The sequence below is a fragment of the Bacillus sp. DX4.1 genome, assembly GCF_030348195.1.
Taxonomy (GTDB): domain Bacteria; phylum Bacillota; class Bacilli; order Bacillales; family Bacillaceae_G; genus Bacillus_A.
Genome location: NZ_JAUCFT010000008.1, coordinates 1,914,034 through 1,939,972, shown reverse-complemented (window position 1 = coordinate 1,939,972; position 25,939 = coordinate 1,914,034). Strand labels below are relative to the sequence as shown.

The following is a 25,939-nucleotide window of genomic DNA, read 5'->3' as shown; positions in this document are numbered from 1 at the left end:
CCTTTAACCACAACAAAATTATATTAAACAACCTTCTTTTTAGAAATATATTCGTTCTTTCCTTCTTCTTGTAATAATACTCCATTCACTTTTTCAGCTTCTTTCATATATTCCGTATAACGTCCACTTCGTACTCCCCAAAAATAGAAAAAGAGTGACAATACGGTAATAAGAAGCAAGTCCCAACCATATGGAATAAAATTATGTCCACCAAATTTATTACTCCCACTATATGATATCGTTATCATACACAGTAAATATGTAATCAACCAAACCCCTGAACGGAACTGATTCTTAAAATCATGCCATTTATTTTTAGCTTGATAATAAAAGTAAACTGGTAATCCAATTGCCATGATGAAAAGAACTTCACCTGTCAGTGGCCAGCGTGCCCAGTACAAAGTAAGAGATGCAAAAACAAATCCACATGGAGCAATAAACTTTGCTCCTTTCAAACGAAAAGGACGATATAAATGACTAGCTGTTCCCCTTAATGTCATTAAAGCTACTGGCCCCATAATATAAGAAATCAAGGTTGCAACTGAAATGATTTCAGCTAAAACTCCCCACCCACGAAATAATATTAAAAAGAGAAAACATACACCCAAATTTACAATGAGCGCTGGACGTGGAACACCGTATACAGGGTGTAAGGTACCTAATTTTTTAGGTAGATACCCATTTTTCTCCATACCGTAAACCATACGAGCTGTTGAGGCAGTGTAGGTTGTCCCTGATCCAGATGGAGAGATAAAAGCATCAGCATATAATAAAATAACTAACCAGTTCATCCCAAGTGCCATCACCAAATCAGCAAATGGCGAATTGAAATTCAAATTACCCCATCCTTTTGCCACTATAGCTGGATCCACTGCTCCAATGAAGGCGATTTGCAACACAACATATACAACCGTAGCAATCAAAATGGAACCAATAACTGCAATAGGAATGGAACGACTCGGTTTTTTTGCTTCACCAGCCATATTAATTGGACTTTGAAATCCATTAAAGGCAAACACAATTCCAGAAGTAGCAACGGCTGTTAATACACTTGCCCAACCATAAGGTGCCATTCCTTGGGAATTTGTAAAATTACTTTCTTGAAATCCGGCAAATAACAAGGCACCCGCGGTAACACCAGGCACAACAATTTTAAAAATTGTAATGGAAGAATTCACCTTAGCGAAAAGGTTAACTGTCCAGTAGTTTAAGAAGAAATAAACGAGAAGCAATATAGAAGCAATAAGTAACCCTTTAAATGTTAGTACATTATCTTGTACAAGGGTATGTGTCCATTGTGCCCATTTCCACGACCATGTGCTCATATATTGAACAGAAGCAATTGCCTCTACTGGAATTGAAGAAGCAATCGCAATCCAATTGGCCCATCCTGCCAAAAATCCAACAAATGAACCATGAGAATACTGTGGATACTTCACCATTCCGCCCGTTTCAGGAAACATAGCACCAAGTTCTGCATAAGACAATGCAATAAATAAAATAACAATCATACCTATGACCCAAGAAAAAATAGCAGCTGGCCCTGCAATTTCAGCAGCTCGCCAGGCTCCAAATAGCCATCCTGAACCAATCATAGAACCGAGACCTGTCATTGTAAGAGCAAAAGTCCCCATCTTTTTGTGTCTAGAATTCATCCCCATCTACTCCTTTATTTTTTTAGAAAAATAAAAAGCACTTGATTAAAAATATCAAGTGCTTGCCCAGGCGCGCGGCTCATAAATCCATATGCTCCCCCATGGTATTCCATGTTGCGCCAGTTACATATGGGAATTAAATTCTCATTTTAATATACAATATTATTTCAAACTTAACAATATTTTTTGTAAATTATAAATACCTAGAAAAATAACAACTCATTCCCAACTATATAAATCCATTTTGATTTTTCGACATGTAGCCGCGGCTATGGATAACAAAAGGTGACCTGCACTCGTTTTCTCTTTTTGTTTTCACTTGGCATGGGGCAGGAAAAGGATCTGACCGCTTCTATGCATGGCCGGATGCTCTCTCCCACCTAAAAAAAAGGGGGTTATGTCGGTTTTTTAATTTGTATTTATATATTCATTTCAACTATTTTTTTACATTCCTCTCTTGTTTTTCATAATTTCTGGTTATAAACCAAATTATGAAGAATAAGAGCTTTTTTATATACAAATAATAATCATCAAGGAGTTGCTAACATGAATTTGATATTAAATATTGTAGGAATTTTTATTGTATTATTAGTAGTGTTCTTATGTTCGCCTAACAAAGGAAAAATAAAATGGAAACCAATCATTATTCTGATAACGCTTGAACTTTTTATTACTTGGTTTATGTTAGGCACCAAATTTGGAAGCATCATAATTAATAAAATTGCGTCATTTTTCACTTGGCTCATATCATGTGCCGATGAAGGGATTCGATTTGCATTTCCATCAGCTATGGGGAATCAAACAATTGATTTTTTCTTTAGTGCATTACTTCCTATTATTTTTGTTATAACGTTTTTTGATATTCTTTCTTACTTTGGAATCTTAACTTGGATTATTGATAAAGTAGGTTGGATTATTTCAAAAATTTCTCGTTTACCAAAGTTAGAAAGTTTCTTTTCCATTCAAATGATGTTTTTAGGAAACACGGAAGCATTGGCTGTTGTTCGTGATCAATTATCTGTTTTAAAAGAAAATCGTTTATTAACTTTTGGAATTATGAGTATGAGTAGTGTGAGCGGATCCATCCTTGGCGCTTATCTAACAATGGTCCCTGCAACTTATATTTTCAGTGCAATTCCTTTAAACTGTTTAAATGCATTAATTTTGGCAAACGTTTTAAATCCTTTAGAAATTACTAAGGAAGAAGATATTGTTTATTCACCGTCAAAAGAAGAAAAAAAAGATTTCTTTTCTACCATTTCAAACAGTATGTTAGTTGGTATGAATATGGTCATCGTTATTTTAGCGATGGTTATTGGATATGTAGCATTAACAGCATGTCTAAATGGTATTTTAGGTTTCTTTGTAACAGGTTTAACAATTCAAAAAATCTTTTCTATCATCTTTAGTCCTTTTGCCTTTTTACTTGGTTTATCAGGAACTGATGCTATGTATGTAGCTCAATTAATGGGGATAAAAATAGCAACTAATGAGTTTGTTGCGATGATGGATTTAAAATCACATTTACACTCTTTAAATGCACATACAGTTGCAGTTGCAACAACATTTTTAGCCTCTTTTGCTAACTTTAGTACAGTTGGTATGATTTACGGAACTTACAATTCATTATTTGGTACAGAAAAATCAGCAATTATCGGTAAGAATGTTTGGAAGCTTCTTGTTAGTGGGATGGCTGTTTCCTTATTAAGCGCTATGCTTGTAGGTCTATTTGTATGGTAAATGAATATTGAATGTGCATGAGATCTTTAAACAACTTTATTCTAAATGTAAGGTGTTCATTTCTACAAAATTGTAATTTACTTTGTATTCTTATCTAAACAAAAAGAGTGACCCATAATCATACAAAATTATAGGTCACTCTATCAATATTTACATTACAATCCCTTTTTATGGAACCCTTGTGTAATTCGATCCAACACAATTGCAATTATAACAATAGCTAATCCAGCTTCAAAGCCCATTCCAATATTGACTTGTGTAACAGATCGGTACACGTCTACTCCAAGACCTGGTGCCCCTACCAGAGAAGCTGTTACAACCATAGATAATGAAAGCATAATGCTTTGGTTTACGCCAGCCATAATGGTTCCGGTTGCAAGCGGAAGCTGTACTTTAAATAACCTCTGCGATGCAGTTGAACCAAATGCATTCGCTGCTTCAATTAAATCTTCTGGTACCTGTCTAATCCCCAAATCAGTAAAGCGTATCGTTGGTGGCATTGCAAAAATAACAGATGCAATAATGCCTGGTACGACTCCGACACCAAAGAACGTAATTGCTGGAATGAGATAAACAAAGGCTGGCATTGTTTGCATGAAGTCAAGCGTCGGTTTCAAAACTTTGGAGAATTTTTCATTTTGAGATGCTAAAATTCCAATGGGTAGTCCAATAATGATGGAAATGATAACAGATGTAAGAACGAGTGCCAATGTTTGCATGGTCTGTTCCCAATAGTTGATATTGAGGATAAAAAGAAATCCAATTAACGAAAAAATAACAAGTGAAGCTTTTCTTGAGGTATACCAAACAAGAAAACACGCAATCGCTATGAATACAATTGATGGAATAAACATTAACAGGTTTGTTAATAAGTCAACAAATCCTCCAATAACGAAAGAAAATCCTCTAAAAAACCCTTCAAAATGCTGATATAAGCCTTCAACAAATGAATCGACCCATTCTCCTAAGGGAATACGCGGAATACTATTCATTGTCATTCACCTCTTCCTCTATATTTCCTGCCAGAGCTTGAATGACACTTTCACGTTTTATAATTCCTCTTAATCTTTTCTTATCATCAATAACTGGAAGAGGAAGTTTTGTTTCTGCCATTTTTACATACATTTCTTCCAGCAATGTATGTAAAAATACATGCGGGATTTCTTTTTCTAACAATTCAGCTATAGTCAATTGTTTTTTAACAGCTTTACTCGCTTCATCGGCTGTTAAAATACCTAAAAATTCATGTTTTTTATTGACTACATATACACTAGAAACACTGGCATTTCTCATAATTTGCAGTGCTACTCGCGGACCTCGATCAATTAGTAACGTTTCGGGTCTTCTCATAAGAGATTCGGCTGTTAATACTTTTCCTAAATTTACGTCGGCGACAAATTTCTCTACAAATTCATTTGCTGGACTCATCATAATTTCTTCTGGTGTTCCAATTTGAACAATTTCTCCGTCTTTCATTAACGCAATACGATCACCAATTCGCAGCGCTTCATCTAAGTCATGTGTAATAAAAATAATCGTTTTTTCCATTTTATCTTGCAGCTCTAACAACTCATCTTGCATTTCTTTTCGGATAAGCGGATCTAACGCACTAAATGATTCATCCATGAGAAGGACATCTGGATTATTCGTTAATGCTCTTGCGATACCTACGCGTTGCTGCATACCACCGCTAAGCTGACCTGGATAACTATCTTTATTATGCTCTAATCCTACTAGTTTTAGAGACTCTAAAGCTTGTTCTTCTCTTTCCTCTTTCGATACTCCTTGAATTTCTAATCCATATGCTACATTTTGTAAGACGGTACGGTGTGGGAATAACGCGAACTTTTGAAATACCATACTCATCTTCTCTCTTCTTACTTTTCGGAGTGCCTCTTTCCCCATTGTTGCAATATCTTCTCCATCAATATAAATATGACCTGAAGTCGTTCTGATCAACTGATTTAGCATTCGGACGAGCGTTGATTTACCACTACCAGACAGACCCATAATGACAAATATTTCACCGGCATACACGTCGAACGTTGCTTGTTTCACACCCACAGTCATACCCGTTTCTTTTAATATATCTGCTTTGCTTTTACCTTCTTTTAGTAAGGCAATCCCTTTTGAAGGGTTCTTTCCAAATACCTTTGTGACGTTCTCAACACGTAATTTTGTATCCTTCATTCCTTCACTCCTTTTCTTTGTATCTATTCAAATCATGTAACGTTTTTTATAGAGAATATTACATCAAAATAGTTTATCAAAGACTTTTTTATATTTTTTTGTTAAGCTAATAATAGTTATATTTATCTGATTGATAGTTATAATTATAGAATATTTATTTAGGAAAGCAAAATATTTAGCCTCATCCAAATATTTTTCCGAATAAACTTTTAGAGATTTGATGCCTATTTAGAAAGAGTAGGAGGAATTTGATGAAGAAGAAAATATGGCTTATTTGTATATTATTTTTAATTAGTATCATTAGTAGTTCTTGTAGTACGACGAAGGATACTACAAAAGGAAAAATTAAGCTCGGTGTAACAAGCTGGAAAGAAAACATTGCTACGGCAAACATGTGGAAAGTATTACTTGAACAAAAAGGCTATAAAGTTGAGTTAATGTACTTAGAAAAGGCAGCCGTTTGGACCGGGGTAGCACGAGGTGATGTAGATGCTAATCTAGAAGTCTGGCTACCTGTTACTGATAAGCCACTATATGAAAAATATAAAGACGATGTTGTAATAAAATCGAAATGGTATGAAGGCACTGGTCTCGGCTTAGTCGTCCCTTCTTATATGACTAACATCAATAGCATTGAAGATTTAAATACTCATAAAGACGAATTCAATAATAAAATCATTGGAATTGAACCTGGCAGCAGTCTCATGAGATTAACAGATAAAACGATAAAAGAATATGGCATCGAGCTTAACCTTATCCAATCTTCAGAAGCGGCAATGATGAGCGAGTTAAAGAAAGCCTATAATCAAAAGAAACCAGTTGCTGTGACACTGTGGAACCCACACTGGGCCTTTTCAGAATTCGACCTTAAATATTTAAAAGACCCTAAAAAGGTATATGGTGAAAAAGATGATATTTATTACTCGGTTCGTAAAGGATTTGAAAAAGATTATCCTGAGCTCATTAAATATTTTGATAAATGGAAAATGACCGATGAACAACTTGGAACACTGATGGTCATGCTTAATAAAACAAAAGACCCTGAACAAGCTGCTAAAGAGTGGATTAAACAGAACAAAGAAGTAGTAGATACATGGATGAACGATTAAAAATTTATATGTAAATTATGTAAGGAACATTATTAAACAACCTTGAAACGTCAAGGTGAAATATTACTATACTCTTAATAATGAGTGTCTATATAAATACAAATTAAAAAACCGACATAAAACCCTTCTTTTTAGGTGGGAGAGAGCATCCGGCCATGCATAGAAGCGATCAGATCCTTTTCCAGCCCAGACATAGTGAAAACAAAGAGAGAAAACGAGTGCAAGTCACCGGTTGTTATCCACAGCCGCGGCTTATATGTCGAAAAATCAAAATGGATTTATATAAATTTCAAACGGATACTTATGAAAAAGGTGTTACGACTGTGCGTAACACCTTTTTTCACTTCTCAAACACAAAATTAATCTTATTATCTTTCCACTCTAACTTCGCATCAAATGTTTTATCATTCTTCTTAAAACCTTTAATTAACTCTGTCTGTTCGCCTTTTAATAGCTTTTTCATATTTTTTTGCGAAATGGTCTTTCCTAATATCTTTTTCGAGATTGTGAAATCACATTTCGTTGTATTATAGTTTGAACAGCCATAAAAACTGGACTTATCGATGACGTCTCCCTCACACTTTTTACATTGTCCTACTTTTTTACCAACTGTAAATTTTGAGCCTGTCCGTTCAATGGATTCAACATGCAATCCGGTGAAATCCCATTTCTCAGACATCTCGACTGCATCTTCAATAATTTTCGCTGATAGCTTTTTCGTTTGTTCCATAAACGTTGCTGGTGATGCTGTTCCTTCCCCAATTTCAGCAAGTCGTTGCTCCCATTTTGCTGTCATTTCTGGAGAGGCTAAAATTTTATCACCAATTGCGGTAATTAATACTTTCCCTTTATCGGTTGCATACACTTGGTTTTTCTTTACATCAATATATTTACGATCTTGCAGCATCGTAATAATGCCTGCACGAGTCGCTTCTGTACCTAAGCCTTCTGTTTTTTTCAGTACTTTCTCAAGTTCTTCATTATCTAAATACTTACCAGCAGTTTTCATTAAGGTAATCAGTTGACCTTCTGTATAACGCTTTGGCGGCTGCGTTTTTCCTTCTTTCACCTTCACTTTTACGACTTTTCCTTGTTCGCCTTCTTGCACAATAGGAAGAAGCGTTTCTTCATCTTTATCGTCTTGGAAAATAACTTTACGCCAACCTTCTTGAATTTGCTGTTTCCCTTTTGAAATAAATGCTGCTCGTTCATCCACAATTGTTGTAATCGTTGTGTAGTCAAATATTGCTGCTTCGTAATGCGCTGCAATTAATCGTCTTACAACCATATCGTAAATTTTCTTTTCATCACCAGATAATCTACTTGGATTCGTGACTTGTTCTGTTGGAATGATCGCATAGTGATCTGTAACCTTCTTTTCATTCACGTAACGCTTATTATTCATAATCGAAGAGATTGGTGCTGGTAAGAGATTTTTGTAATCATCAAACTCACTTAGTTTCTGCAAAATATCAGGAAACGTTGCCGCTTCTCCTTCTGTTACATAGTTGGAATCCGAACGCGGATAGGAGACAATTCCTTTTTGATATAAGGCTTGTGTAATATCTAATGTTTTCTTTGGAGAAAACTTAAATGCTTTATTCGCTGTTGCCTGTAGGGATGATAAGTTAAATAAAAATGGTGGCTGAAACTCTTTCCGCTCTGTTTTCATTTCTTTCACTTCAGCCGGTTTATTTTGACAAAATGCAGCGATTTTATTTGCCATATCTGGATCTTTCAAGCGAGATTCATTATCCTTTTCCCACTTACCTTCATATTTCTTTCCTTCAATATTAAAGGTTGCAAACACTTCCCAAAATGGCTCTGACTTAAAGTTTTCAATTTCTTTCTCACGTTTCACAATTAATGCAAGTGTTGGCGTTTGAACACGTCCAGCCGAGAAAACATCATTCATTCCTTTTTTCTTTAACAAAATACTAAAGACACGCGATGCATTCATTCCAACTACCCAGTCGGCACATGATCGTGTGTATGCTTCATAATATGTATTGATTGTGTCTGTTTCATCAAGTAGGTTTTTAAACCCTTGATAAATGGCTTGTTTCGTTAAAGAGGAAATCCAAAGACGTTTCATCGGCTTTTGCACGTTACATAGATTGATGATATTACGTACAATTAGTTCCCCTTCTCGCCCAGCATCGCCTGCATGAATGATTTCCGTCACTTGCGGATTATGTAACAACTGTTTCACAACGTTAAATTGCTTATATTTTGATTTTGTTACTTCAAATTGAAATCGTTCTGGAATCATTGGTAACGTATCAAGCGACCACTTTTTCCACTCTGCATGATAATGTTCTGGATTACATAACTGCGTCAAATGACCAATTGCCCACGTACAATAGGCTCCTTTCGGAAACAATTCGTTTGGTTCTACTTCCAGATACCCATCTTTTCTTTTATATTTAAATTGAGAAACGAGCGCCAAACCTTGATCTGGTTTCTCGGCAATAATTAATTTCATTTTATAACTCCCTATCTGAATTCCGATATTACCTTCATTTTATCTATTTTTTATAAGTGATGAAAAATCTTTATCGTTTTTATCATTCACAATTCGTTTTATATGTTTTAGACCTATAATATTATACGATTAATCTTAACACCTTCACAATAGGTCTGATTATATAATCCTTGTTACACTATGCATTTCATAAATATATAATCACTGTCTCAAATAAACAATACAACTTTTAATTCATAGATTTTTTCAACTACAAAGAGATTCAGCTACATAAAAATATTTTATTTTATCTTTGCTAGACTTAGTAGATCTAAATATATCTAAAACTGAAAAAATAATATAAAAACTTTGCTAATTATAAAATTTCAATCCAATAGCCCTTCCAATCCTTCTCGTAACAGAATAGTAGTCGCATCTAACATGTTGTAGCTTGTTTTCTCAACAAGCGGTGCTAAGTAATTCCGCATTTCTTCAATTGTTTGTTTAGCCCCTACTGTATCAGGAGAATCAGAAGAAAGCATGGCATACGAAGTAACCATATCCCGCTCTATGCAAAAATAAATTGCCTCTAAAGAAAAAATAAGCTTATTTATTACAAGAAATGAGTAAATATACAGCTATTTATATCATTAAAGATTATTATTCACTTCATTATCAAGCTCTACAAAAGAACACCCAAGAGATATCAAAGATATCTCTTGGGTGTTCAACCTTTTACAGAAAAATGGGAGAAAGTTTTATAGATATGAGAAGAAAACACTCTTTAATGTTTTATGAAAAAAATGTTTTAAACTATAAAATAAAGCGTTAGATTGTTAAAAAATAGTTGTAGACTGAAAAGGTATCTTTCATACGTGAAAATACCTTTTCTTACCATGATTAGTGTTAGCAGAAGTTAATTCAGCATTACTCTGGCATATTAGGGATATTAGGATTTGGAACATAATCAGATTTATAATCCGCGTATTTCACTTCTGTTACCATACCTGCTGAAGCATGATGTAAGTCGTGGCAGTGGAACATCCATTCACCTGGATTGTCTGCTACAAATGCTACTTCATATTCTTCTCCTGGTTTCAAGTTTAATGTATCCTTCACAATTGGAGAACCTTCTATTGGTTTTCCATTCTTACTTAATACTTGGAAGAAATGGCCGTGTAAATGCATAGGGTGATCATCTGTTTTAGAACGGTTTACTAATTTTACTTTTATTAAGTCACCTTTTTTCACTTGAATTGGATCTATATCAGGAAATGTTTTTCCGTTAATTGTATATACCATTCCATTTCCATTCATTTCTGTATTTAAGTCCATTGTATACGTGGCATTATATTGTTGGTCTAATGTGAAACTTCCTACTTTCTTGGAACCGTATTTCATCATATCTAATTTTGGCAGTTTTTCTTTTTTATTTGCTTTATCTTTCATTTCTTTGCTGCCATCATACTCAATAACAGCTTTCATTCCTTTTACACCTTTTCCTTCTCCATGATCTTCAATATACCATTTCCCAGGGTTATTCGCTGTAAACTCAACATCATACCGTTCACCTGGTGCGATCGAAATAACTTGGTCCTTTATAACTTTTGGATCATTAACTGGCTGTCCATCTGTTGCAATTACTTTTATATCATGACCATGAACATGAATATTATGTGATAGGTAACCAGCGTTGATTAAGCGAAGTCGAACTTTATCGCCTTTTTTCACTTTCAACGGTTCTACTAAATTCCCGCTTTTACCATTGATTGTGAATAAATTGTACATACTCATATTATGGCCTGCCATTTGCATACCGCTAGAACCTTTATCTTGATCCATCTTCATATTTCCATGATCCATGCCTTCCATATCACTTCCCATGTCCATACCAGAATGGTCCATACCCTTCATATCATCATCCTTTTTCATGTTTCCTTGATCCATACTAGACTTCTCACCATCTGATTTTTCTGTTTTCCCCTTTGTCATTTCTTTTATTTGTTTATTGATTTCTGTTTTGTCCGTTACCCATTCATCTAACATTAATGTGTAATCTTTATCATATTTTTCATTTGTATCTTCTACAACAAGAGCACCATACAGCCCTCTATCTAGTTGATTAACAGAGTCTTGATGTGAATGATACCAATACGTTCCTGGTACGTTTGCTTCAAATTCATACGTAAAACTTTTCCCAGGTCCAATTGCGTCTTGTGTGACTCCTGGAATTCCATCCATGTTGTTTGGAACTGGATACCCATGCCAATGAATAGATACTGGTGCAGATAGTTCATTTTTTAATATGACCTTAACCTTTTCACCTTTTTTCACACGAATTTCTGGTCCAGGAGATGAACCATTAAATGTCCATACTGGAACAACGACACCGTTACTTAACTTTTGCTTCTCTTCTTTCGCCACTAAAGTGACTTCAGGTCCCTTTACAACTTGCAATGGTTTGGTTGCTGTTTCAGTCTGTATTGTCTTTTTATCACTCATATTTTTATGATCACTTGTTGTACTTGTAGCCGTAGAACATGCAGCAATTAATGAAATTGCTACGACTGAAATCGCAGTTAATACGAATCTTCTCATGAAAAACTCCTCCTTCTGTTTGTTCACGGTAATTATATAAAATGATTATCAAGAAATTATGAAGATGAAAAAATAACAATGGCCTGCACAATTTTTTCATTATTTTTTAGTAAAATATCTCATGTTTAGATATCATGTAATTAAGGAGGACTTTTATGATTAATATACTATTAGTAGATGATGAACCACGTATGTTAGATTTACTTTCATTATATTTAACCCCTCGGGGCTATCACTGCACAAAAGCAACTTCTGGAAAAGAGGCGATTTCTTTAGTAGAACAAAAAGAATTTCGCTTAATCTTATTAGATATTATGATGCCTGAAATGGATGGCTGGGAAACTTGCACGAGAATTCGCGAATTCAATAGTGTACCTATCATCATGCTAACCGCTCGCGATGATACAGAAGATGTTGTACAAGGATTAAAAAAAGGTGCTGATGATTATATCACTAAACCATTTTATGAAGAAGAATTATTAGCTCGCATAGAAGCCGTGCTTCGAAGAACAAAGCAACATCATAAAATAGAATATAAAGGATTAATTTGGGATGAAGCAAAACATACCGCTTCTGTGCATGAAAATACACTGTTATTAACCCCAATCGAATTTTCTCTACTCGGTTTATTTTTAAATAATTTAAATTATGTCTTTAGTCGTGAACAACTTATTGAACGCATTTGGGGATATACATCAGAAACGGAAGATCGAACAGTGGATTCTCATATCCGTAACCTACGTGAAAAATTGCGAAAAGCTTCTTTTCCCATTAATGATCACCTTAAGACTATATATGGAATCGGATACCGCTGGGCAAATGAAGAGAACAATATATGATACTACTAAACAATAAGGATAGTGGGTTCTTATGAAGCGCATTTCAGTAAAATTTGGATTTTACTTTTTTATTTGTACCTTTCTAATTGAAAGTATATTGTTTCTTTTATTGTATTATAGCTTAGTTAATACAAGAGTTCAGGAGGAAGTGAAATCCCTCCTTGCCAGAGGAAATAATCACCGTGATGTATTAGAGAAATACTTTGATAATCAAACGATATCTCATGTAGCCCTCATGGAATCTGAAGCTGAAACGAAGGTTGTCATTACTTCCAAAACTGGTGAGATACTTGCAAAATCAAGTAATGTAGATGCTTCCATGGAGAAACATTTATATACAAACATGCCTGATGTTAGTAAAAATGGTGCTGTTGCAGAAGACCATTGGAAAACATCTAATTATATTTGTACAATTAGTCCCATTCAAATCGGTAACGATATTAAAGGATATGTATACATGTTTTTAGGTACTGACTCCATTAAGCAAATGATTCAACGTTTAACGTACCAATTTATTGTTGTTGGAGCTATTACCTTTATCCTTACCATTATAACCATGTTTTTATTATCAAGAATTCTAACAAATCCTTTAATTAGAATGAAAAAAGCAACAGAAAAAATGAGTAAGGGTGACTTATCAGTGTCTTTAAATATTAATGGAAACGATGAAGTGGGAGAACTAGCACACTCTATTCAAAAACTAGCAGATGATTTAAATTATATAAAAAAAGAACGAGGTGAATTTCTAGCTAGCGTTGCACACGAGCTTCGAACACCTTTAACATATATTAGAGGGTATGCTGATATTGTTTTAAAAACTCAGATGTCTACACAGGATCAGAATCATTATTTATCTATAATTAAAGAGGAAGCTGATCATGTAACACGGCTTGTTCAAGATTTATTTGCATTAGCTAAAATGGAGAAGCATAATTTTATTATCAATACAAATCAGACTAATCTATATGATTTGTTAAAAAACATATTAACAAAAATCCAACCAGCTTATACCGATAAAAATATTCGTATTATTTTCTCGTGTCCAGAAGACCTTATTCTTCTTCTCGATGAACAACGTTTTGAACAAGTTATGCTCAATCTGTTAAACAATGCATATTCTCACTCTAGCATAAATTCTAAAGTATTTGTTACAGTTATAGAAAACAAAGAAAATGTTAAGATTATAGTAAAAGATGAAGGAGAAGGTATCCCTCAACAAGATCTATCTCATATTTTCGAACGGTTTTACAGGGTTGATAAATCTCGAACTCGTGCTACAGGAGGAAGCGGTCTAGGACTTGCAATTGTAAAAGAAATTATCGAATTACATGAAGGAAGTATTTCTGTAGAAAGTGAATTAGGTCATGGGACGATCTTTACTATTCTTTTAAAAAAATAAGGCATATCCTCGATTAAAGACTCGTCAAGAATTTGATGAGTCTTTAATTATAGTTCAATAATAATTTGTAATAAATGAACTGGGATGAAGAACATGCAATGGTTAAGTCTTGTCATCCTTATTTTATGCTGGAGTTAGTGTAGTCATATAGACACAACTTAGTTAAGTCCTTACAATGGATTTCAATACATCGAGGGATGGTATAACCGCAAGTGAATCCATAGTAGCATTAGTTATAAAACTCCCCAAGCAATAGAAAATTTTGTTAAAGAAGTAGCTTAAATTTAACTTTTTTGTGTCCAAAATATTGACTTACATCCAATATGCAACACGTTAGGTATTTCAAGAGCTACATTATATCGTTATTTACAGAAAGTAAAATAATTATTATGAAGGGGATGATTTCTAATGTATGTAAGAGTAAGGGAACTTCTTACGGCAGAGGAACGAAAGCAATATATGCAAATCCCCTCTAATATTCGTTCAAAAAGATTTCACTCAACTTTTAAGACAATGCCTGACACAACCTATTTATGAGTACTCTACAAAGCTCCGCGAAGATCCAGCAGTAAAGAAAACTCACTGTAAATATTAATGCAATAACCTTTGGATTCATAGTTGTATCAACAGTAGGGCCTAACACCGGAAAACGGAATACGTACAGGATCATCATAATACCCGCAAGTAAACATGCTGATGAAAAGAAAACGATCACAATTCTCCTCTTCAATTGTAAAAAAGCCACGCCTATCGCTATACCTAATAAACCTGTTGTAAAGGGAAAAATAATAAGTTCACTCGGCTGGATAATAAATAAGAGGAAAATCGTAAGGGTATAAGAAAGGATTCCCTGGCGAATAGAAAAGTAAGTAGCTAAAAAAATGGGTAATGTCGCTAGAGAACTAATCAGAAAGCCTATACCAGGCATAAAGCCCCCTGCTGATTGAAACATGGTGGCAAATGTACTCAATAAGGCTGTAATGACCAATTTGGTTGCAAGGGCCATCTTTCTTACATGGACATAGTTTGAACCTGTCTCTACCATCGATTGATACCAATAACGAACAAACCGATTCATCGAAACACCTCCTATAAATATCCTATTTTTCACTTCCTATACTATTCATTCCCTTACGTTTTATGCAGTATTGCCTGTTAGTAATCAATTGGAATGAGGACTTCTCCTCTATGAATATTTAAAAATAGAAGCTTTTTCTAGGGGGGATATGATGTATCGTACTGATACAATTGAAAGAATTATAAAGCCAGAAGATATTTTGGTTCCATTAGGATATAAAGTGAAACTTTAATCAGTGGGGGTTTTCTTCATCCCCCACTGATTATTAGTTGAACCAATCGGGCTTTTACGGGCTGTTTATCTCCCACCTAAACTTCTTTGTAATCCTCAAGTTTTGAGGTGAGAGTTTTACAGCCCGTTAATGCGGGATAAAATTGAAGTGTTTGCTGAAAAGCTTACAACTCCCATTAACTTAACGTTTACAGATCGATGGGAATTGCTAATTGCAGATGCTGGAATTGCTTCAGGAAATGGTAAGATGTTAATGCTTACTCCAACCGGAACAAAAGTAATAGCTGAGGGATTTAAACCTCTGCTTACAGGTATTACTTTTTACAAAGATAACATCTATGTTGCACACCGAGGATTTATTACTATTGTAAAACCAGATGGCTCCAAGAAGGATATTATTTCAGGATTACCTAGCTTTGGGGATCATCATAACAACCGTGTTATTTTCGGGCCCGATGGAAAAATGTATTTTGGGCAAGGAACGGCTACAAATTCCGGTGTTGTTGGTGAGGATAATAGCCGTTGGGTGAAGCAATATCCTTTCTTTCATGACCATCCCGGTTCCTTCATTCCACTAGTTGGACAAAACTTTAGAACAAAGAATTATTTATCCGGCGTTTCAAGTGAGCAAGTATGGACAGCCGCATTCTCTCCCTTTGGTGTTCCTTCCTATAAAGGGGAATATATAAAAAGGATGATAAAAGCTAGCGGAAGTATCTTGCAAGCTAATCCAGATGGATCTCAAATTGAATTAGTTGCCTTGGGACTAAGAAGACATATTGCTTTTCGAGTTTCATATGAAGATTTAAAAGAATCTTTAAAGTGGCTAGATTCTATTCAAGTTGAAGCTGTCCCATTTGATAATAGAAAACCTATTGAGCCATTTATCCGCCCACATCAAGGTAATGCTTTAGTATACTTCAATGACCCAGATGGTAACAGTTTAGAATTAATATGTTATGTTGAAGTTCCTAATGAATTAAAACATATTACAGATAAGTAGTCCTTTGTAGAATGGGAGGGACTAGTTAATAATACATTTAAATGCGAGACTGCGAGATAAGCTTATTTCACTAAACAGAGTCATAACACATCATCATCAAGCTAATATTTTAGAGTATCCCCAAAACGAAAGTTTTATCTCTTCACAGTTGTCTATGAAAATTCAATTCATTTTTTTCATTTTTGGGAACAATGAATTCCTTAAGTTGATGGGCATGGGGTTTGCGAGGTATTTTTGAACAAACTTTATTTCAAAGCTACAATTAGCTCTATTTTGAAATTTTCTCCTTCTTTGTCTTTATCGTAATAAATGTAGTAAATGTATGACAAATACTCCAGCCGTCGAATTTTATAGTTATAAATCATGGAACAATTTCAAAAACAGTACCTTGGTTAAAATCAGTCACTTTCATAGAGCCATAAACCCCTAAATATAGTCTGGTTTGATCCAGATTCGTTCCCAAATTAACATAATAAGCTGATTGAGACCCAAAATTATAATCGGTTTCAATAACACTAAAATCATTTGGTTTACAATCTGTACTTACCCTGGTATAAGCTAAAACCCCTCTAACCGGAGGTCGAGATTCTTCATTCTGGGCAAGATCGGTAAACACGACGCTTCCCGTTAAATTGGGGATTCCATTCCCCATATATGGCTGGACTCCTGTAAGTGCAGTTCCTCCAAACTTATCGGGTCGGGGATCTTTATGAAAATAACTAGTTAAAGGCTGAAGACGCCTCACTGAAATTTTTACTGCTTCATTGTAATAAGCAATTGTTTTCTCATCCAAAGTCGGATTTGCAGAACAGCCCCTTATAAACGAAGTAGGAAAAGCACCTTCCCACCCTCGCCAGCCAAAGTTAATAAATCCTTCTTGGTCAGGTTTAGATCTCATTAAAGAAGCTTGAATAAGCTGAGTAACCGGTATTGGTTTATAATGAACGAATGAAAAAATCGACTCTACCAAATCCTGTCCGACATTTCCCGCATATTTGATATACTGATTATAAAACCTTTGAAATGAAATGCCTGGTATATTGCGAACCCCTTTGGCAATTACCGTAAGCGTTTCCTGAATAGGTGCGGGAAGTTCATTAAAACGTGTGACTATGGGAGGATTATAGATAAATGTATTCTTAACTACATCAATTTCAATTATTTTACCAGCTATTTCCATATCGTCCTGACTTAAATTAAATGGATCATAGCCTGCTCCACCATCTCCGGTTGTTAAAACAAGTTTTCCGGTTTCAGGTGAAAAGTTTAAGCTATTGACACCATTATGATTAAAAAATGGCCTTCTTATGTTAAGTAATGTCCGTCGTTTTTGAGGTTGACCATTCGATTGTAAAATCCATTCTTCAACTGTATCAATATGATCATATTGAGTTTCTCTATTTATCCACCTTAGGTTTAAAGTTCTGGGATCACACGGGTTAGGCTTAAAAGATTCAGGAAGAGCCCCTGGACCTTGTGTTCCAGCTACTGAATAATGAAGATAAAACAGACCGTTATAATAAAATTCTGGATGAAACGCTAGCCCTAGCAATCCCCGTTCATCATATCCACTACCAGAAACACCTAGTTCAGAATTACCTAATTTTATGATTCGCGGGCGAATATCTAAAAAAGTCCTTATAACTCCGTTTCCTATGTAAAAGATCTCTCCTACCTGGGTTGCAATAAATAATCTTTCAATTGAGTCACCCGGAAGTATAGTTGTTTTCAAAACGGTGGGTAAATTTATCTTACTTACAATGGGTCGTAAACTAACCTTAACTTTTATCAACTAACTTTACACCCCTTTTTATTGTTTTCTAGTATAAGAATATGATTAGAACTGTTCTATTAGTATCAAATTAGGGCCAGGGAATTGAGGAAATTCCCTTTTAATATTGGTCCGTTTTTGGTAGATTCTATGTGGATATTAAAGTGGACAAATGGAAATTTCAAATTGTTTATATTACTCAACGCAATTGTAGATGGTGTTTTTGCATTTATATTGACTGGTGTTATTAAAAAGATAAAACTATTTACATTAGTTCGATTAAATAAGTTTCAATTTTTCGTTTATTTCTTTTATAAGGAGTTTTTACTGTATGGATTTTAGTACATTACTGAAAGTAAAAGGGAAGATTGTGGAAGATCTTAATTACTATGTCTTATTGAACAAACCTACCTCTTTACTTTTTGTAAGAACATCTGTTCGTGGAGGAAGGTTAGCTGTTATAATGATGTCTGGGTAATAATAAGTAAGTTACCGTTGCTTATTAAACAAGCAAGGCCCGATTGGCCCTGCTTGTTATTTGACTATTACTTTTCCATCCATTCCTTTCTGGAAATGGTACCGACATATCAGTTCATATGTACCGGGATTTTTAGGTTTCACGGTAATGGTTTTTTCTTTTCCCGGCTGGACTTCGGCGTCAATTCTGAGCTTTTTCACTGTGAAGGTGTGCTCTTTCTTACCTTGGTTTTTCAATATCAACGTTGTCGTTCTTCCAATCGGAATATTGATGACTTTCGGATTAAAGTAATCATCGTTCAACTCGACCTCAATCACTTTCACTGACTCAATAGGCTGTGTTACGACGCCGGATTCGGCAAATACACTGAGTGAGCCTGGAGTTGTCACAACCACAATCATCGCAAGCAAAACGACCAATCCAGTTAACCACTTTTTCACAGACATTCGCAATCCTTCCTTTCCTAACCACTATTGTTTTCCAATTCATAAAATATTATCACTATACATGGGGTTCCAACGTACTTCAAATAGTAACTCTTTTATCTGAAACAGTGACAAAGAAAAAAGATCGACTCTAATGACGATCTTCTGGAATCCATTCTTCTTCAATTAATCTGCACCATTAGTTTAAGTGTAATACTTCACATTCAAACAAAATATTTTCATCATCTTCAAGTTGATCTTCCACAATCTGGCCCTTTAATTGAACAATACAACTGGGGTTTAAGGGTCAAAAGAAAAACCCTAAATTAATACAGAGTTTTATCAAATTTTTTTATAAATTATCGAACCTTTTTACAAATTATCAAACTTTATTTTAAATCAACAGTGGAGTAACTAGATATATAAATTTCAAGAGCTACTTATAAAACAAAGAATAGAATAGAATAGAATAGAATAGAATCAATACTATCGTTATTATTCACTTTAATTACAATTATGCAATCTAGTTATTCCACTATTTATAACTGGGCTTTCATTATCTATGAAAGCCTCAATAGAAAAGCATGGACATACAAAATAATATACATCTCACTATCAACCAAAACATGAATAAAAAAAGCTTTTAAAAAGGTGTGTAGTCAAAACTACTGTAGATACACTCCTTTTTATTCTTCTCTTCCAAGTATATTACATAGTTAAGATTGCGTTTTACAAGAAGAATTAACTTAATATGATAAAAAGAGAAATAACCATTTAAAGAATCGAGAATACCTACATGAAGAATGCCCTATGCTTCCTTTCTTTTATCTCGAAGGAAAATAGATTTTTCCATCCACACTCTGAAACGCCACCTCTTCATCATGAGTAATACACGAAGCCATTCGTCAATAATAAATGCTATCCATATTCCAGCCAGACCTAAATTGAAGACAATACCTAATAGATATGCGAAGGGAACGCTAATGATCCACATTGATAAAATTCCAATTATAACCGGAAAACGTACATCTCCTGATGAATTCCAGACCTTAAAGAAGGAGAAGAAATTGAATTAAAAGGTGAACATATTGATAAAAACATTGCATATCCAAGTCCAGGGAATCCAGGAGATGCAGTTATACATTTCACACATCATCCCGTAGGATTTATTAATTATCATGGAAAACATTACGAATAATTACATAACAAAACTTATTCCTTTAATATTTCACCCTATACTACGACCTCCCCTACGCTTTTTATCGTTTTGGGGATCATCTATTTTTTAAGTTGACGGATTTGTGTAGCCAGCTTATCAATCCACATTTTCTTGTTTCACCTGTTGATACTTTTCCCATGTATCTATATCGAAAAATATTTTATCATTTTCAGACAACAATGAAATTCCATTGATCGTAGGCTGCGTAAAAATTGCACGTGCCCCCTCATCCCCTTTCAATGCTTTAAAAAACGGAAACACTTTCTTTGTAAATAAAACAGGCGGTTGTCTGATCCCTCTATAACTCGCTGCTACAAAGTGAAGGTTTTTATTTTGCTCACAGCAATTTATCATCTTATTGATAAATTCCGTTGTCACAAATGGTTGATCAGCCAGAAGGACAACTACTCCATCTACATTCATTCGTTTCGCCTTCTCAACACCGCATTGAAGAGAGTATGACTGTCCTCTATAAGCATTTGGACAAGAAAGAATGTGCACATTTTCACGGCATATTCCTTCTAACATCCAAGCAGGTTCATTCGTAACAACAATAATATGTGAGAGCCTTGAAGAAACTGCTGCTTGTAACGCTAAGTTCCCAAGTGGTTTCCCTTGTAATGGAAGGTACAACTTATGTATTCCCGGCCCCATTCTCCGACTGTTTCCAGCAGCTAAATATATCCCAGCAATCTTTATTTTACTTCCCCCTTAACTCTTGAATAATTTCAGCTATTATACTAATCGCAATTTCAGTTGGACCTTTTGCTCCAATTGTAAGTCCCACCGGAGAATGAAGATGTTTTGGTATTGTTTTTCCTTCTAATAGACGAGTAGTACGATGGCGTGGACCTAAGATACCAATATAGCGAACACATTGTTCACATAAAAGTTCAATCAATTGTTGGTCGCGCTGAAAATGGTGAGTCATAATCACAACAAAATCTTCTTCTCGTAATAGAAGTCGCGGTATAATCTCTTTCGGAAACCCAATCATACAAGTATCTGCACTCGGGAAACGTGAAGGATTACATAACGATTCACGCCAATCACAAACTGTTACGAAAAAGTTTACTTCTTTCGCAAATCGAACGAGTGGCTTTGCGTCCTCTCCTGCTCCAAAAATAAAAAGACGTGGCTTTGGCATAAAATGTTGATAATACCATTGGCCATGTAAAGAAAGAGGTAAAAATGGAGCTTCCCAATTCCCAAATGTTTCACCGTGCTCACATATAAATAAAGTTTGTAACAATGAAAGGTTTTTAATCATCCAAACAGAAATGCCGTTCTTGAGATACGCATATAGTGTTTGTAAAAGAGCTTTGTACTCATCATCTATATGTTCAATTAATATATGAACGATACCGTTGCATCCCACTCCCCAAGATAAATCATCTTCTGCTTTCGTATTAAACTGATGAACAGACCAGATTTTATTCTCTATCACTTTTGCTGCATAAAAAGAAACCTCTTCTTCTAAACAGCCTGCACTTAACATTCCAACTTTTGTTCCATCTTCACAAAAAAGCATGATTGTTCCTTCTTTACAATATGCAGAGCCTTCCACACGAATAATCGTAGCTAAGGCACATCGTTGTTCACAAGATAGTAGTGCTTCTAGTACAGTATGAACAGAAGTCATAATTGATTCTCTCGCTGCTTTTGCAAGACAGATTTCACAGCTTCTTCAATCTCTTGGTAACTTGTGCACCGGCAAATATTAGAACTTAACCATTCTTCAATAACTGAATCATCCACATCCATTTTTTGTGTAACGAGCGCATGACAATTCATGATAAATCCTGGCGTACAATACCCACACTGAAAAGCCCATTTGTCTTCAAAAGCTTGTTGAATAGGAGTTTCTCGTAAGCCTTCAATAGTTATAATCCGCTTTCCAATCGCTTCAACAGCTAACATAATACAAGACTTAATTGGTATCTCATCAACAAGAACTGTACAAGCACCACAATCACCGTTTTCACATCCCGGCTTGGCTCCTGTTAGATCGAGTTGATGTCGCAATGTATATAATAACGTATCCGCCATCCTGGCAATCACTTCTCTGTCTTCCCCATTCACTTGAAGAATAAATTGACCCTTTCCCATTATTCTCTCACCTCTTCAAGCTTTATCAGTACATCGTAGAGCACATGCTTCAAAACAAAAATACGATAAGCACGTGAACCTCGTATATCATCCAATATAAGCGCAGGAATATGAAAAAGAGCGCGTTCAATTCTCTCCTCTACCGGAATATCCCAATCGTTTAATACTGTTTCCATCGTGAATGATCGAAATGGAAATGCGCATAATCCGCTATATGCTATTCGAATGCTATCATTAATTTTCAGCGCTGCAACTGTTACAAGTGGGTAATCAATTTTTTCTAATTGTCTTTTTTTCACACTATAATAAGGCAATCCTACATATTTTTGATCTGTTATAATTTGTACAAGAAACTCACCTTTTTGCAATTGTAATTTCTCAATAAATGCTTGCTGAGCTGGGATATGCTTTACGCCTTCTCTTCCTGCAATAACAAATGTACTATCAGCTAGTAAAAAAGGGAGCACTGCTTCTCTATATATAATTTTTCCTGCAATGTTTCCGCCAAGTGTAATTTTATTTCTTGCTGTGTGATCTGCCGCTCTTCCAGCAGTCTCTCCAAGAAGAGGAAATACTTTTGTTTCTTGAACTTCTGTTAATGTTAATGTAGAACCAAGGATCAGTTTATGGTCATTCCATATACAAACATTACATTCAGGAATATCTTTTAAATCAATCACTGCTTTCGTAATGATTTGCTGTAAGCGACCCATCGTAATAATTTCAGTGCCCCCCCCATAATAAAGGGGGCTTTTCCCTTCTTCATCCAGTTGATGAAATAAACGAATGGCTTCTTTAATGGAACGTGGACGATAATATTCAAAGTCAAATGGTATCATACACACCATTCTCCTTCTCTTGTTTTACTTTCCAAATCAATTCAGGAGTGAGTGGTAATTGACGAAGTGAAATAATAGCTGCAATTGACAAAGCATTCGCTAAAGCACCTGGCATACCGATAATTCCATGCTCACCAAGTCCTCTTGAACCGAATGCAGATTGGTCATGCGGTGCTTCTACAAATTCAGCGGTGTATTTTGGCTGTTGGCCATAATGCATCACTTTATAAGAACGAAACTGACAATTAAGAACTCTTCCATACGAGTCATAGTGAAACGTTTCTCTCGTCGCAAAACTTAAACCCATACTCATAGCTCCTATAATTTGTGTTTCTGCTCCTTTTCTATTTAAAACTTTTCCTGCATCTGCAACCGTTACTGCTTTAATTAATTTATACGTATATGCCTGTGGATCGAGTTCAACCTCAACTGCTTGTGCCCCGACTCCCCATTCCGGTCCTTGTTGCCCTTTTCCTGTTTCATGGTCAATCTTTGTAATCCCTTCAAAGACATAAGTACCTCTTCCGATTACTTGTGACCCAGCTACATTCCCACTCGAATCAACATATCCAAAAACAATTTTTGAAAATGGTACGTGAATATCTGGATTTGTTTTCATATATACAGTCTTGTTCGCGATTGCTAGCTCATGTGCTGGTGTTCCAAGTAAATTAACAGCCGTATCTAGTAGCTGTTTCATTGCATCTTCAGTCGCTTTTACAACTGCATTTCCAACAAGATGTGTTGTTCGACTAGCAGCTGTTTTCCAATGTTTCGGCGTTATTTGTGTATTGACTTCCATCATGACAGATACATCTTTAACGCTCATATTCATTTTTTCCGCAACCATTTGTGTCAAAATTGTTTTCGTTCCTTGCCCAATTTCAACAGCACCACAATTAATATTTACGCTCCCATTACTATTAAAGGTTAAGGTCGCACCTGCTCCGGCATTATTTGGTGTGGTCGAATTTTTCCAAAAGCAACTAATTCCTTTTGCTCGTATCCTTCCATTTGGTAAAACTATTCGATTGCCCTCTTCCCAATTAATAAGCGACTTTAACTTTTGCAGGCACGCCTTAATGTCCCCTGTATTGCTTTTGGTGACCACTACTTGTGTTGGTGTTGTATCTCCTAATTCAATTGCATTTTTCATACGAAACTCAAGTGGACACATGTCTACTTTATTTGCCAATATATCTATCATTCTTTCAATTACAAATGTATATTCAGCATGACCAAACCCTCGAAACGATGTCGCATATGGGTGATTCGTGTACATACAGAGTGAATCACACGATACATGTTGAATTGAATATGGACCCGTACAGTCTAATCCAGCTGCCTTACTCATTGTCACCGCTCGATCAGCATAAGCACCGCCATCAAATAAATACAAAATTTCTGCAGCTTGCAATTTTCCATTCTTTGTACATCCAAGCTTTACTTTTGCTTGTAAACCAATATGAACAGGGGATGTTATAAAATCTTCTTCTCTACTATTTCGAATGATAACGCGCCTTCCATCGACCGCTTTTGAAGCAAGATAAGCTAAATATTCAAGTTGTACCGCTGTCTTTCCACCATACGCTCCTCCAACTAAAGGAACATGTACAATTATTTTTTCCTCATCAATTTGAAACGCTTTACTGAGCAATCTTTTAATTTCAAAAGGAGCTTGCGAAGTAGAATGAACAATAACCTCTCCATCTGGCTTAATTTCTACCTTCGCACATCGCGTTTCTATTGCGGTATGATCAGGTTGCCTGAAGGAAAACGTTTCCTCTGCAACAACTTCACTATTTCCAAATCCTTCTTGAATATCACCCTTACGAATTTTCGTTCTATTTGCAATGTTTGTATGTGCTTCTGGATATACTTCTTCTTCCAATTCATATTGTTCTACATTTTCATGTACGAGTATATCTCTTTCTAAATAGGCTTGCAGTGGAGCATGAACTACTGGGAGTTTCTTATATGTAACACGTATTTGCGTTACGGCTTGTTTAGCAATCGCTTCACTATCTGCGACAACAAGTGCAATAGGTTCACCAAAATATCGTACTTTCTCGTAGGCTAACAGAGGACGATCTACAATACTGGAGCCGACAAGAATAGGGTAATCTGCTCCTGTTATCACAGCATGAACACCAGGTATTTTCTTAGCTTTCCTTATATCAATGCTTTCAATAAAAGCATGAGCATATACACTCGTTAAAAGCTTTGCATATAACGTGCCGACCTCTATCTCATCATTCACGTACTTCGCTCTTCCCGTTACCTTATCAGCGCTTTCTTTTCGCTTGACGCTTTTTCCAATGATGTGATACTGTTTCATTCCACGCCCCCTTCCTTATACTCTTTTACCAACCTATTCGCAGTACAAACCATTTAGTACGAAACTCTATATAGGAGCATAATACCATTTCGGGAATTTATCCTGACTCCGTAGCATCAGTAGATACGAAACAGAGGGAAAGAGTAATTTCTGCAAACCGATCAGCAACTCTCCAACAAGTTCATGTTCAAAGAATCAATCATGAATATTAGGTAGATACTTCAACTAGTTTTTCCAAACAGTACCGAGATCAGAATACTATATTATAAAATGAATTTTCCCCCATATAAGCTCTACTGCTCTATCGCGTAAAATTTTCCAGAAAAGAAATCAAAACACATCATTATAGCTCATTCAAATAGAAAAGTGCCCTTAGTTAGCGAGCATCAATGATTATACAAATAAAAGCATTTCATTCACAAAGAAGGAAGCTATCCCTCTATATTGCTTTTGG

19 protein-coding genes, 2 pseudogenes and 1 riboswitch are annotated in these 25,939 nt (G+C 35.3%); of the genes and pseudogenes, 7 read left to right on the top strand and 14 right to left on the bottom strand.

Annotated elements, in window-relative coordinates; all coding sequences use genetic code 11:
• Positions 1–23: 23 nt before the first annotated feature.
• Positions 24–1,655 carry a glutamate/serine transporter AimA gene (locus QUF99_RS12785; RefSeq protein ID WP_289370499.1) on the bottom strand — a complete coding sequence of 544 codons (1,632 nt, stop codon included), beginning with the start codon at positions 1,653–1,655 and terminating at the stop codon, positions 24–26.
• Between the two features lie 57 nt (positions 1,656–1,712).
• A riboswitch (ZMP/ZTP riboswitch) is annotated at positions 1,713–1,792 on the bottom strand.
• Between the two features lie 409 nt (positions 1,793–2,201).
• Here QUF99_RS12785 and QUF99_RS12780 point away from each other — a divergent pair.
• Positions 2,202–3,395, top strand: a complete 1,194-nt coding sequence (locus QUF99_RS12780; RefSeq protein WP_289370497.1) for a NupC/NupG family nucleoside CNT transporter — start codon at positions 2,202–2,204, stop codon at positions 3,393–3,395.
• Between the two features lie 155 nt (positions 3,396–3,550).
• Here the strand turns inward: QUF99_RS12780 and QUF99_RS12775 are convergent, their stop codons facing one another.
• Positions 3,551–4,387 carry an ABC transporter permease gene (locus tag QUF99_RS12775; RefSeq protein WP_289374639.1) on the bottom strand — a complete coding sequence of 279 codons (837 nt, stop codon included), beginning with the start codon at positions 4,385–4,387 and terminating at the stop codon, positions 3,551–3,553.
• Positions 4,380–5,585, bottom strand: coding sequence for a quaternary amine ABC transporter ATP-binding protein (locus tag QUF99_RS12770; RefSeq protein WP_289370496.1), 1,206 nt, complete (start codon positions 5,583–5,585; stop codon positions 4,380–4,382). The genes QUF99_RS12775 and QUF99_RS12770 overlap by 8 nt, the downstream gene beginning before the upstream one ends.
• Before the next feature lie 251 nt (positions 5,586–5,836).
• On the opposite strand from QUF99_RS12770, the gene QUF99_RS12765 reads away from it, so the two are divergent.
• Positions 5,837–6,694 (top strand): glycine betaine ABC transporter substrate-binding protein, encoded by an 858-nt coding sequence (locus tag QUF99_RS12765; protein WP_289370493.1) that lies wholly within the window; start codon positions 5,837–5,839, stop codon positions 6,692–6,694.
• A gap of 340 nt (positions 6,695–7,034) precedes the next feature.
• Here QUF99_RS12765 and topB read toward each other — a convergent pair whose 3' ends face one another.
• Both topB and QUF99_RS12755 read right to left on the bottom strand, forming a co-directional pair.
• Positions 7,035–9,179, bottom strand: a complete 2,145-nt coding sequence (gene topB, locus QUF99_RS12760) for a DNA topoisomerase III (RefSeq protein WP_289370492.1) — start codon at positions 9,177–9,179, stop codon at positions 7,035–7,037.
• Between the two features lie 365 nt (positions 9,180–9,544).
• The gene (locus tag QUF99_RS12755; protein WP_353958397.1) at positions 9,545–9,718 is read right to left on the bottom strand and encodes a hypothetical protein; all 174 of its coding nucleotides are present in this window, start codon (positions 9,716–9,718) and stop codon (positions 9,545–9,547) included.
• A gap of 56 nt (positions 9,719–9,774) precedes the next feature.
• Between QUF99_RS12755 and QUF99_RS12750 the strand changes: the two are divergent.
• A pseudogene (locus QUF99_RS12750) lies at positions 9,775–9,956 on the top strand (IS4 family transposase); the annotation flags it as partial.
• A gap of 129 nt (positions 9,957–10,085) precedes the next feature.
• On the opposite strand, the gene QUF99_RS12745 reads toward QUF99_RS12750, so the two are convergent.
• Positions 10,086–11,756: a multicopper oxidase family protein gene (locus QUF99_RS12745; RefSeq protein WP_289370491.1), complete on the bottom strand. Its 1,671-nt coding sequence runs from the start codon at positions 11,754–11,756 to the stop codon at positions 10,086–10,088.
• Positions 11,757–11,911: 155 nt separating this feature from the next.
• On the opposite strand from QUF99_RS12745, the gene QUF99_RS12740 reads away from it, so the two are divergent.
• The 3 genes from QUF99_RS12740 (at position 11,912) to QUF99_RS28520 (ending at position 14,378) form a co-directional block, all read left to right on the top strand.
• Entirely contained in the window at positions 11,912–12,595 is a 684-nt protein-coding gene (locus QUF99_RS12740; RefSeq protein WP_289370490.1) for a response regulator transcription factor, read from the top strand.
• Positions 12,596–12,626: 31 nt separating this feature from the next.
• Entirely contained in the window at positions 12,627–13,994 is a 1,368-nt protein-coding gene (locus tag QUF99_RS12735) for a sensor histidine kinase (RefSeq protein WP_289370489.1), read from the top strand.
• 306 nt (positions 13,995–14,300) lie between these two features.
• Positions 14,301–14,378: a helix-turn-helix domain-containing protein gene (locus QUF99_RS28520; protein ID WP_353958423.1), complete on the top strand. Its 78-nt coding sequence runs from the start codon at positions 14,301–14,303 to the stop codon at positions 14,376–14,378.
• Positions 14,379–14,499: 121 nt separating this feature from the next.
• On the opposite strand, the gene QUF99_RS12730 is transcribed toward QUF99_RS28520, so the two are convergent.
• On the bottom strand, positions 14,500–15,072 hold the full coding sequence (locus QUF99_RS12730; protein WP_289370487.1) for a hypothetical protein: 573 nt from the start codon (positions 15,070–15,072) through the stop codon (positions 14,500–14,502).
• 967 nt (positions 15,073–16,039) lie between these two features.
• Between QUF99_RS12730 and QUF99_RS12725 the strand changes: the two are divergent.
• Positions 16,040–16,306, top strand: a pseudogene (locus tag QUF99_RS12725) (VOC family protein); the annotation flags it as partial.
• Positions 16,307–16,667: 361 nt separating this feature from the next.
• Here QUF99_RS12725 and QUF99_RS12720 read toward each other — a convergent pair.
• From QUF99_RS12720 to QUF99_RS12685, 7 genes are all read right to left on the bottom strand, one after another.
• Positions 16,668–18,098, bottom strand: a complete 1,431-nt coding sequence (locus tag QUF99_RS12720; protein ID WP_289370485.1) for a PQQ-dependent sugar dehydrogenase — start codon at positions 18,096–18,098, stop codon at positions 16,668–16,670.
• A 513-nt stretch (positions 18,099–18,611) separates the two neighbouring features.
• Entirely contained in the window at positions 18,612–19,001 is a 390-nt protein-coding gene (locus QUF99_RS12715; protein WP_289370484.1) for a cupredoxin domain-containing protein, read from the bottom strand.
• 1,294 nt (positions 19,002–20,295) lie between these two features.
• Positions 20,296–20,898 (bottom strand): nucleotidyltransferase family protein, encoded by a 603-nt coding sequence (locus tag QUF99_RS12705; protein WP_289374638.1) that lies wholly within the window; start codon positions 20,896–20,898, stop codon positions 20,296–20,298.
• Position 20,899: 1 nt separating this feature from the next.
• A complete protein-coding gene (locus tag QUF99_RS12700) occupies positions 20,900–21,841 on the bottom strand; it encodes an XdhC family protein (RefSeq protein ID WP_289370483.1) in 942 nt (313 codons plus the stop codon).
• Positions 21,838–22,308 carry a (2Fe-2S)-binding protein gene (locus tag QUF99_RS12695; RefSeq protein ID WP_289370481.1) on the bottom strand — a complete coding sequence of 157 codons (471 nt, stop codon included), beginning with the start codon at positions 22,306–22,308 and terminating at the stop codon, positions 21,838–21,840. Before QUF99_RS12695 ends, QUF99_RS12700 begins: the two co-directional genes overlap by 4 nt.
• Complete coding sequence (locus QUF99_RS12690; RefSeq protein ID WP_289370478.1) at positions 22,308–23,147, bottom strand: FAD binding domain-containing protein; 840 nt, start codon at positions 23,145–23,147, stop codon at positions 22,308–22,310. Before QUF99_RS12690 ends, QUF99_RS12695 begins: the two co-directional genes overlap by 1 nt.
• Positions 23,134–25,485, bottom strand: coding sequence for a xanthine dehydrogenase family protein molybdopterin-binding subunit (locus tag QUF99_RS12685; RefSeq protein ID WP_289370477.1), 2,352 nt, complete (start codon positions 25,483–25,485; stop codon positions 23,134–23,136). Before QUF99_RS12685 ends, QUF99_RS12690 begins: the two co-directional genes overlap by 14 nt.
• Between the last annotated feature and the right edge of the window lie 454 nt (positions 25,486–25,939).

Bases quoted from the DNA above. Each gene is read 5' to 3' on its own strand.
- QUF99_RS12690 (WP_289370478.1), bottom strand. From the start codon at position 23,147: ATGATACCATTTGACTTTGAATATTATCGTCCACGTTCCATTAAAGAA.
- QUF99_RS12780 (WP_289370497.1), top strand. From the start codon at position 2,202: ATGAATTTGATATTAAATATTGTAGGAATTTTTATTGTATTATTAGTA.
- QUF99_RS12735 (WP_289370489.1), top strand. From the start codon at position 12,627: ATGAAGCGCATTTCAGTAAAATTTGGATTTTACTTTTTTATTTGTACC.
- QUF99_RS12745 (WP_289370491.1), bottom strand. From the start codon at position 11,756: ATGAGAAGATTCGTATTAACTGCGATTTCAGTCGTAGCAATTTCATTA.
- QUF99_RS12730 (WP_289370487.1), bottom strand. From the start codon at position 15,072: ATGAATCGGTTTGTTCGTTATTGGTATCAATCGATGGTAGAGACAGGT.
- QUF99_RS12765 (WP_289370493.1), top strand. From the start codon at position 5,837: ATGAAGAAGAAAATATGGCTTATTTGTATATTATTTTTAATTAGTATC.
- QUF99_RS12740 (WP_289370490.1), top strand. From the start codon at position 11,912: ATGATTAATATACTATTAGTAGATGATGAACCACGTATGTTAGATTTA.
- QUF99_RS12770 (WP_289370496.1), bottom strand. From the start codon at position 5,585: ATGAAGGATACAAAATTACGTGTTGAGAACGTCACAAAGGTATTTGGA.
- QUF99_RS12695 (WP_289370481.1), bottom strand. From the start codon at position 22,308: ATGGGAAAGGGTCAATTTATTCTTCAAGTGAATGGGGAAGACAGAGAA.
- QUF99_RS12685 (WP_289370477.1), bottom strand. From the start codon at position 25,485: ATGAAACAGTATCACATCATTGGAAAAAGCGTCAAGCGAAAAGAAAGC.
- QUF99_RS12715 (WP_289370484.1), bottom strand. From the start codon at position 19,001: ATGTCTGTGAAAAAGTGGTTAACTGGATTGGTCGTTTTGCTTGCGATG.
- topB (WP_289370492.1), bottom strand. From the start codon at position 9,179: ATGAAATTAATTATTGCCGAGAAACCAGATCAAGGTTTGGCGCTCGTT.
- QUF99_RS12755 (WP_353958397.1), bottom strand. From the start codon at position 9,718: ATGGTTACTTCGTATGCCATGCTTTCTTCTGATTCTCCTGATACAGTA.
- QUF99_RS12700 (WP_289370483.1), bottom strand. From the start codon at position 21,841: ATGACTTCTGTTCATACTGTACTAGAAGCACTACTATCTTGTGAACAA.
- QUF99_RS12785 (WP_289370499.1), bottom strand. From the start codon at position 1,655: ATGAATTCTAGACACAAAAAGATGGGGACTTTTGCTCTTACAATGACA.
- QUF99_RS12775 (WP_289374639.1), bottom strand. From the start codon at position 4,387: ATGAATAGTATTCCGCGTATTCCCTTAGGAGAATGGGTCGATTCATTT.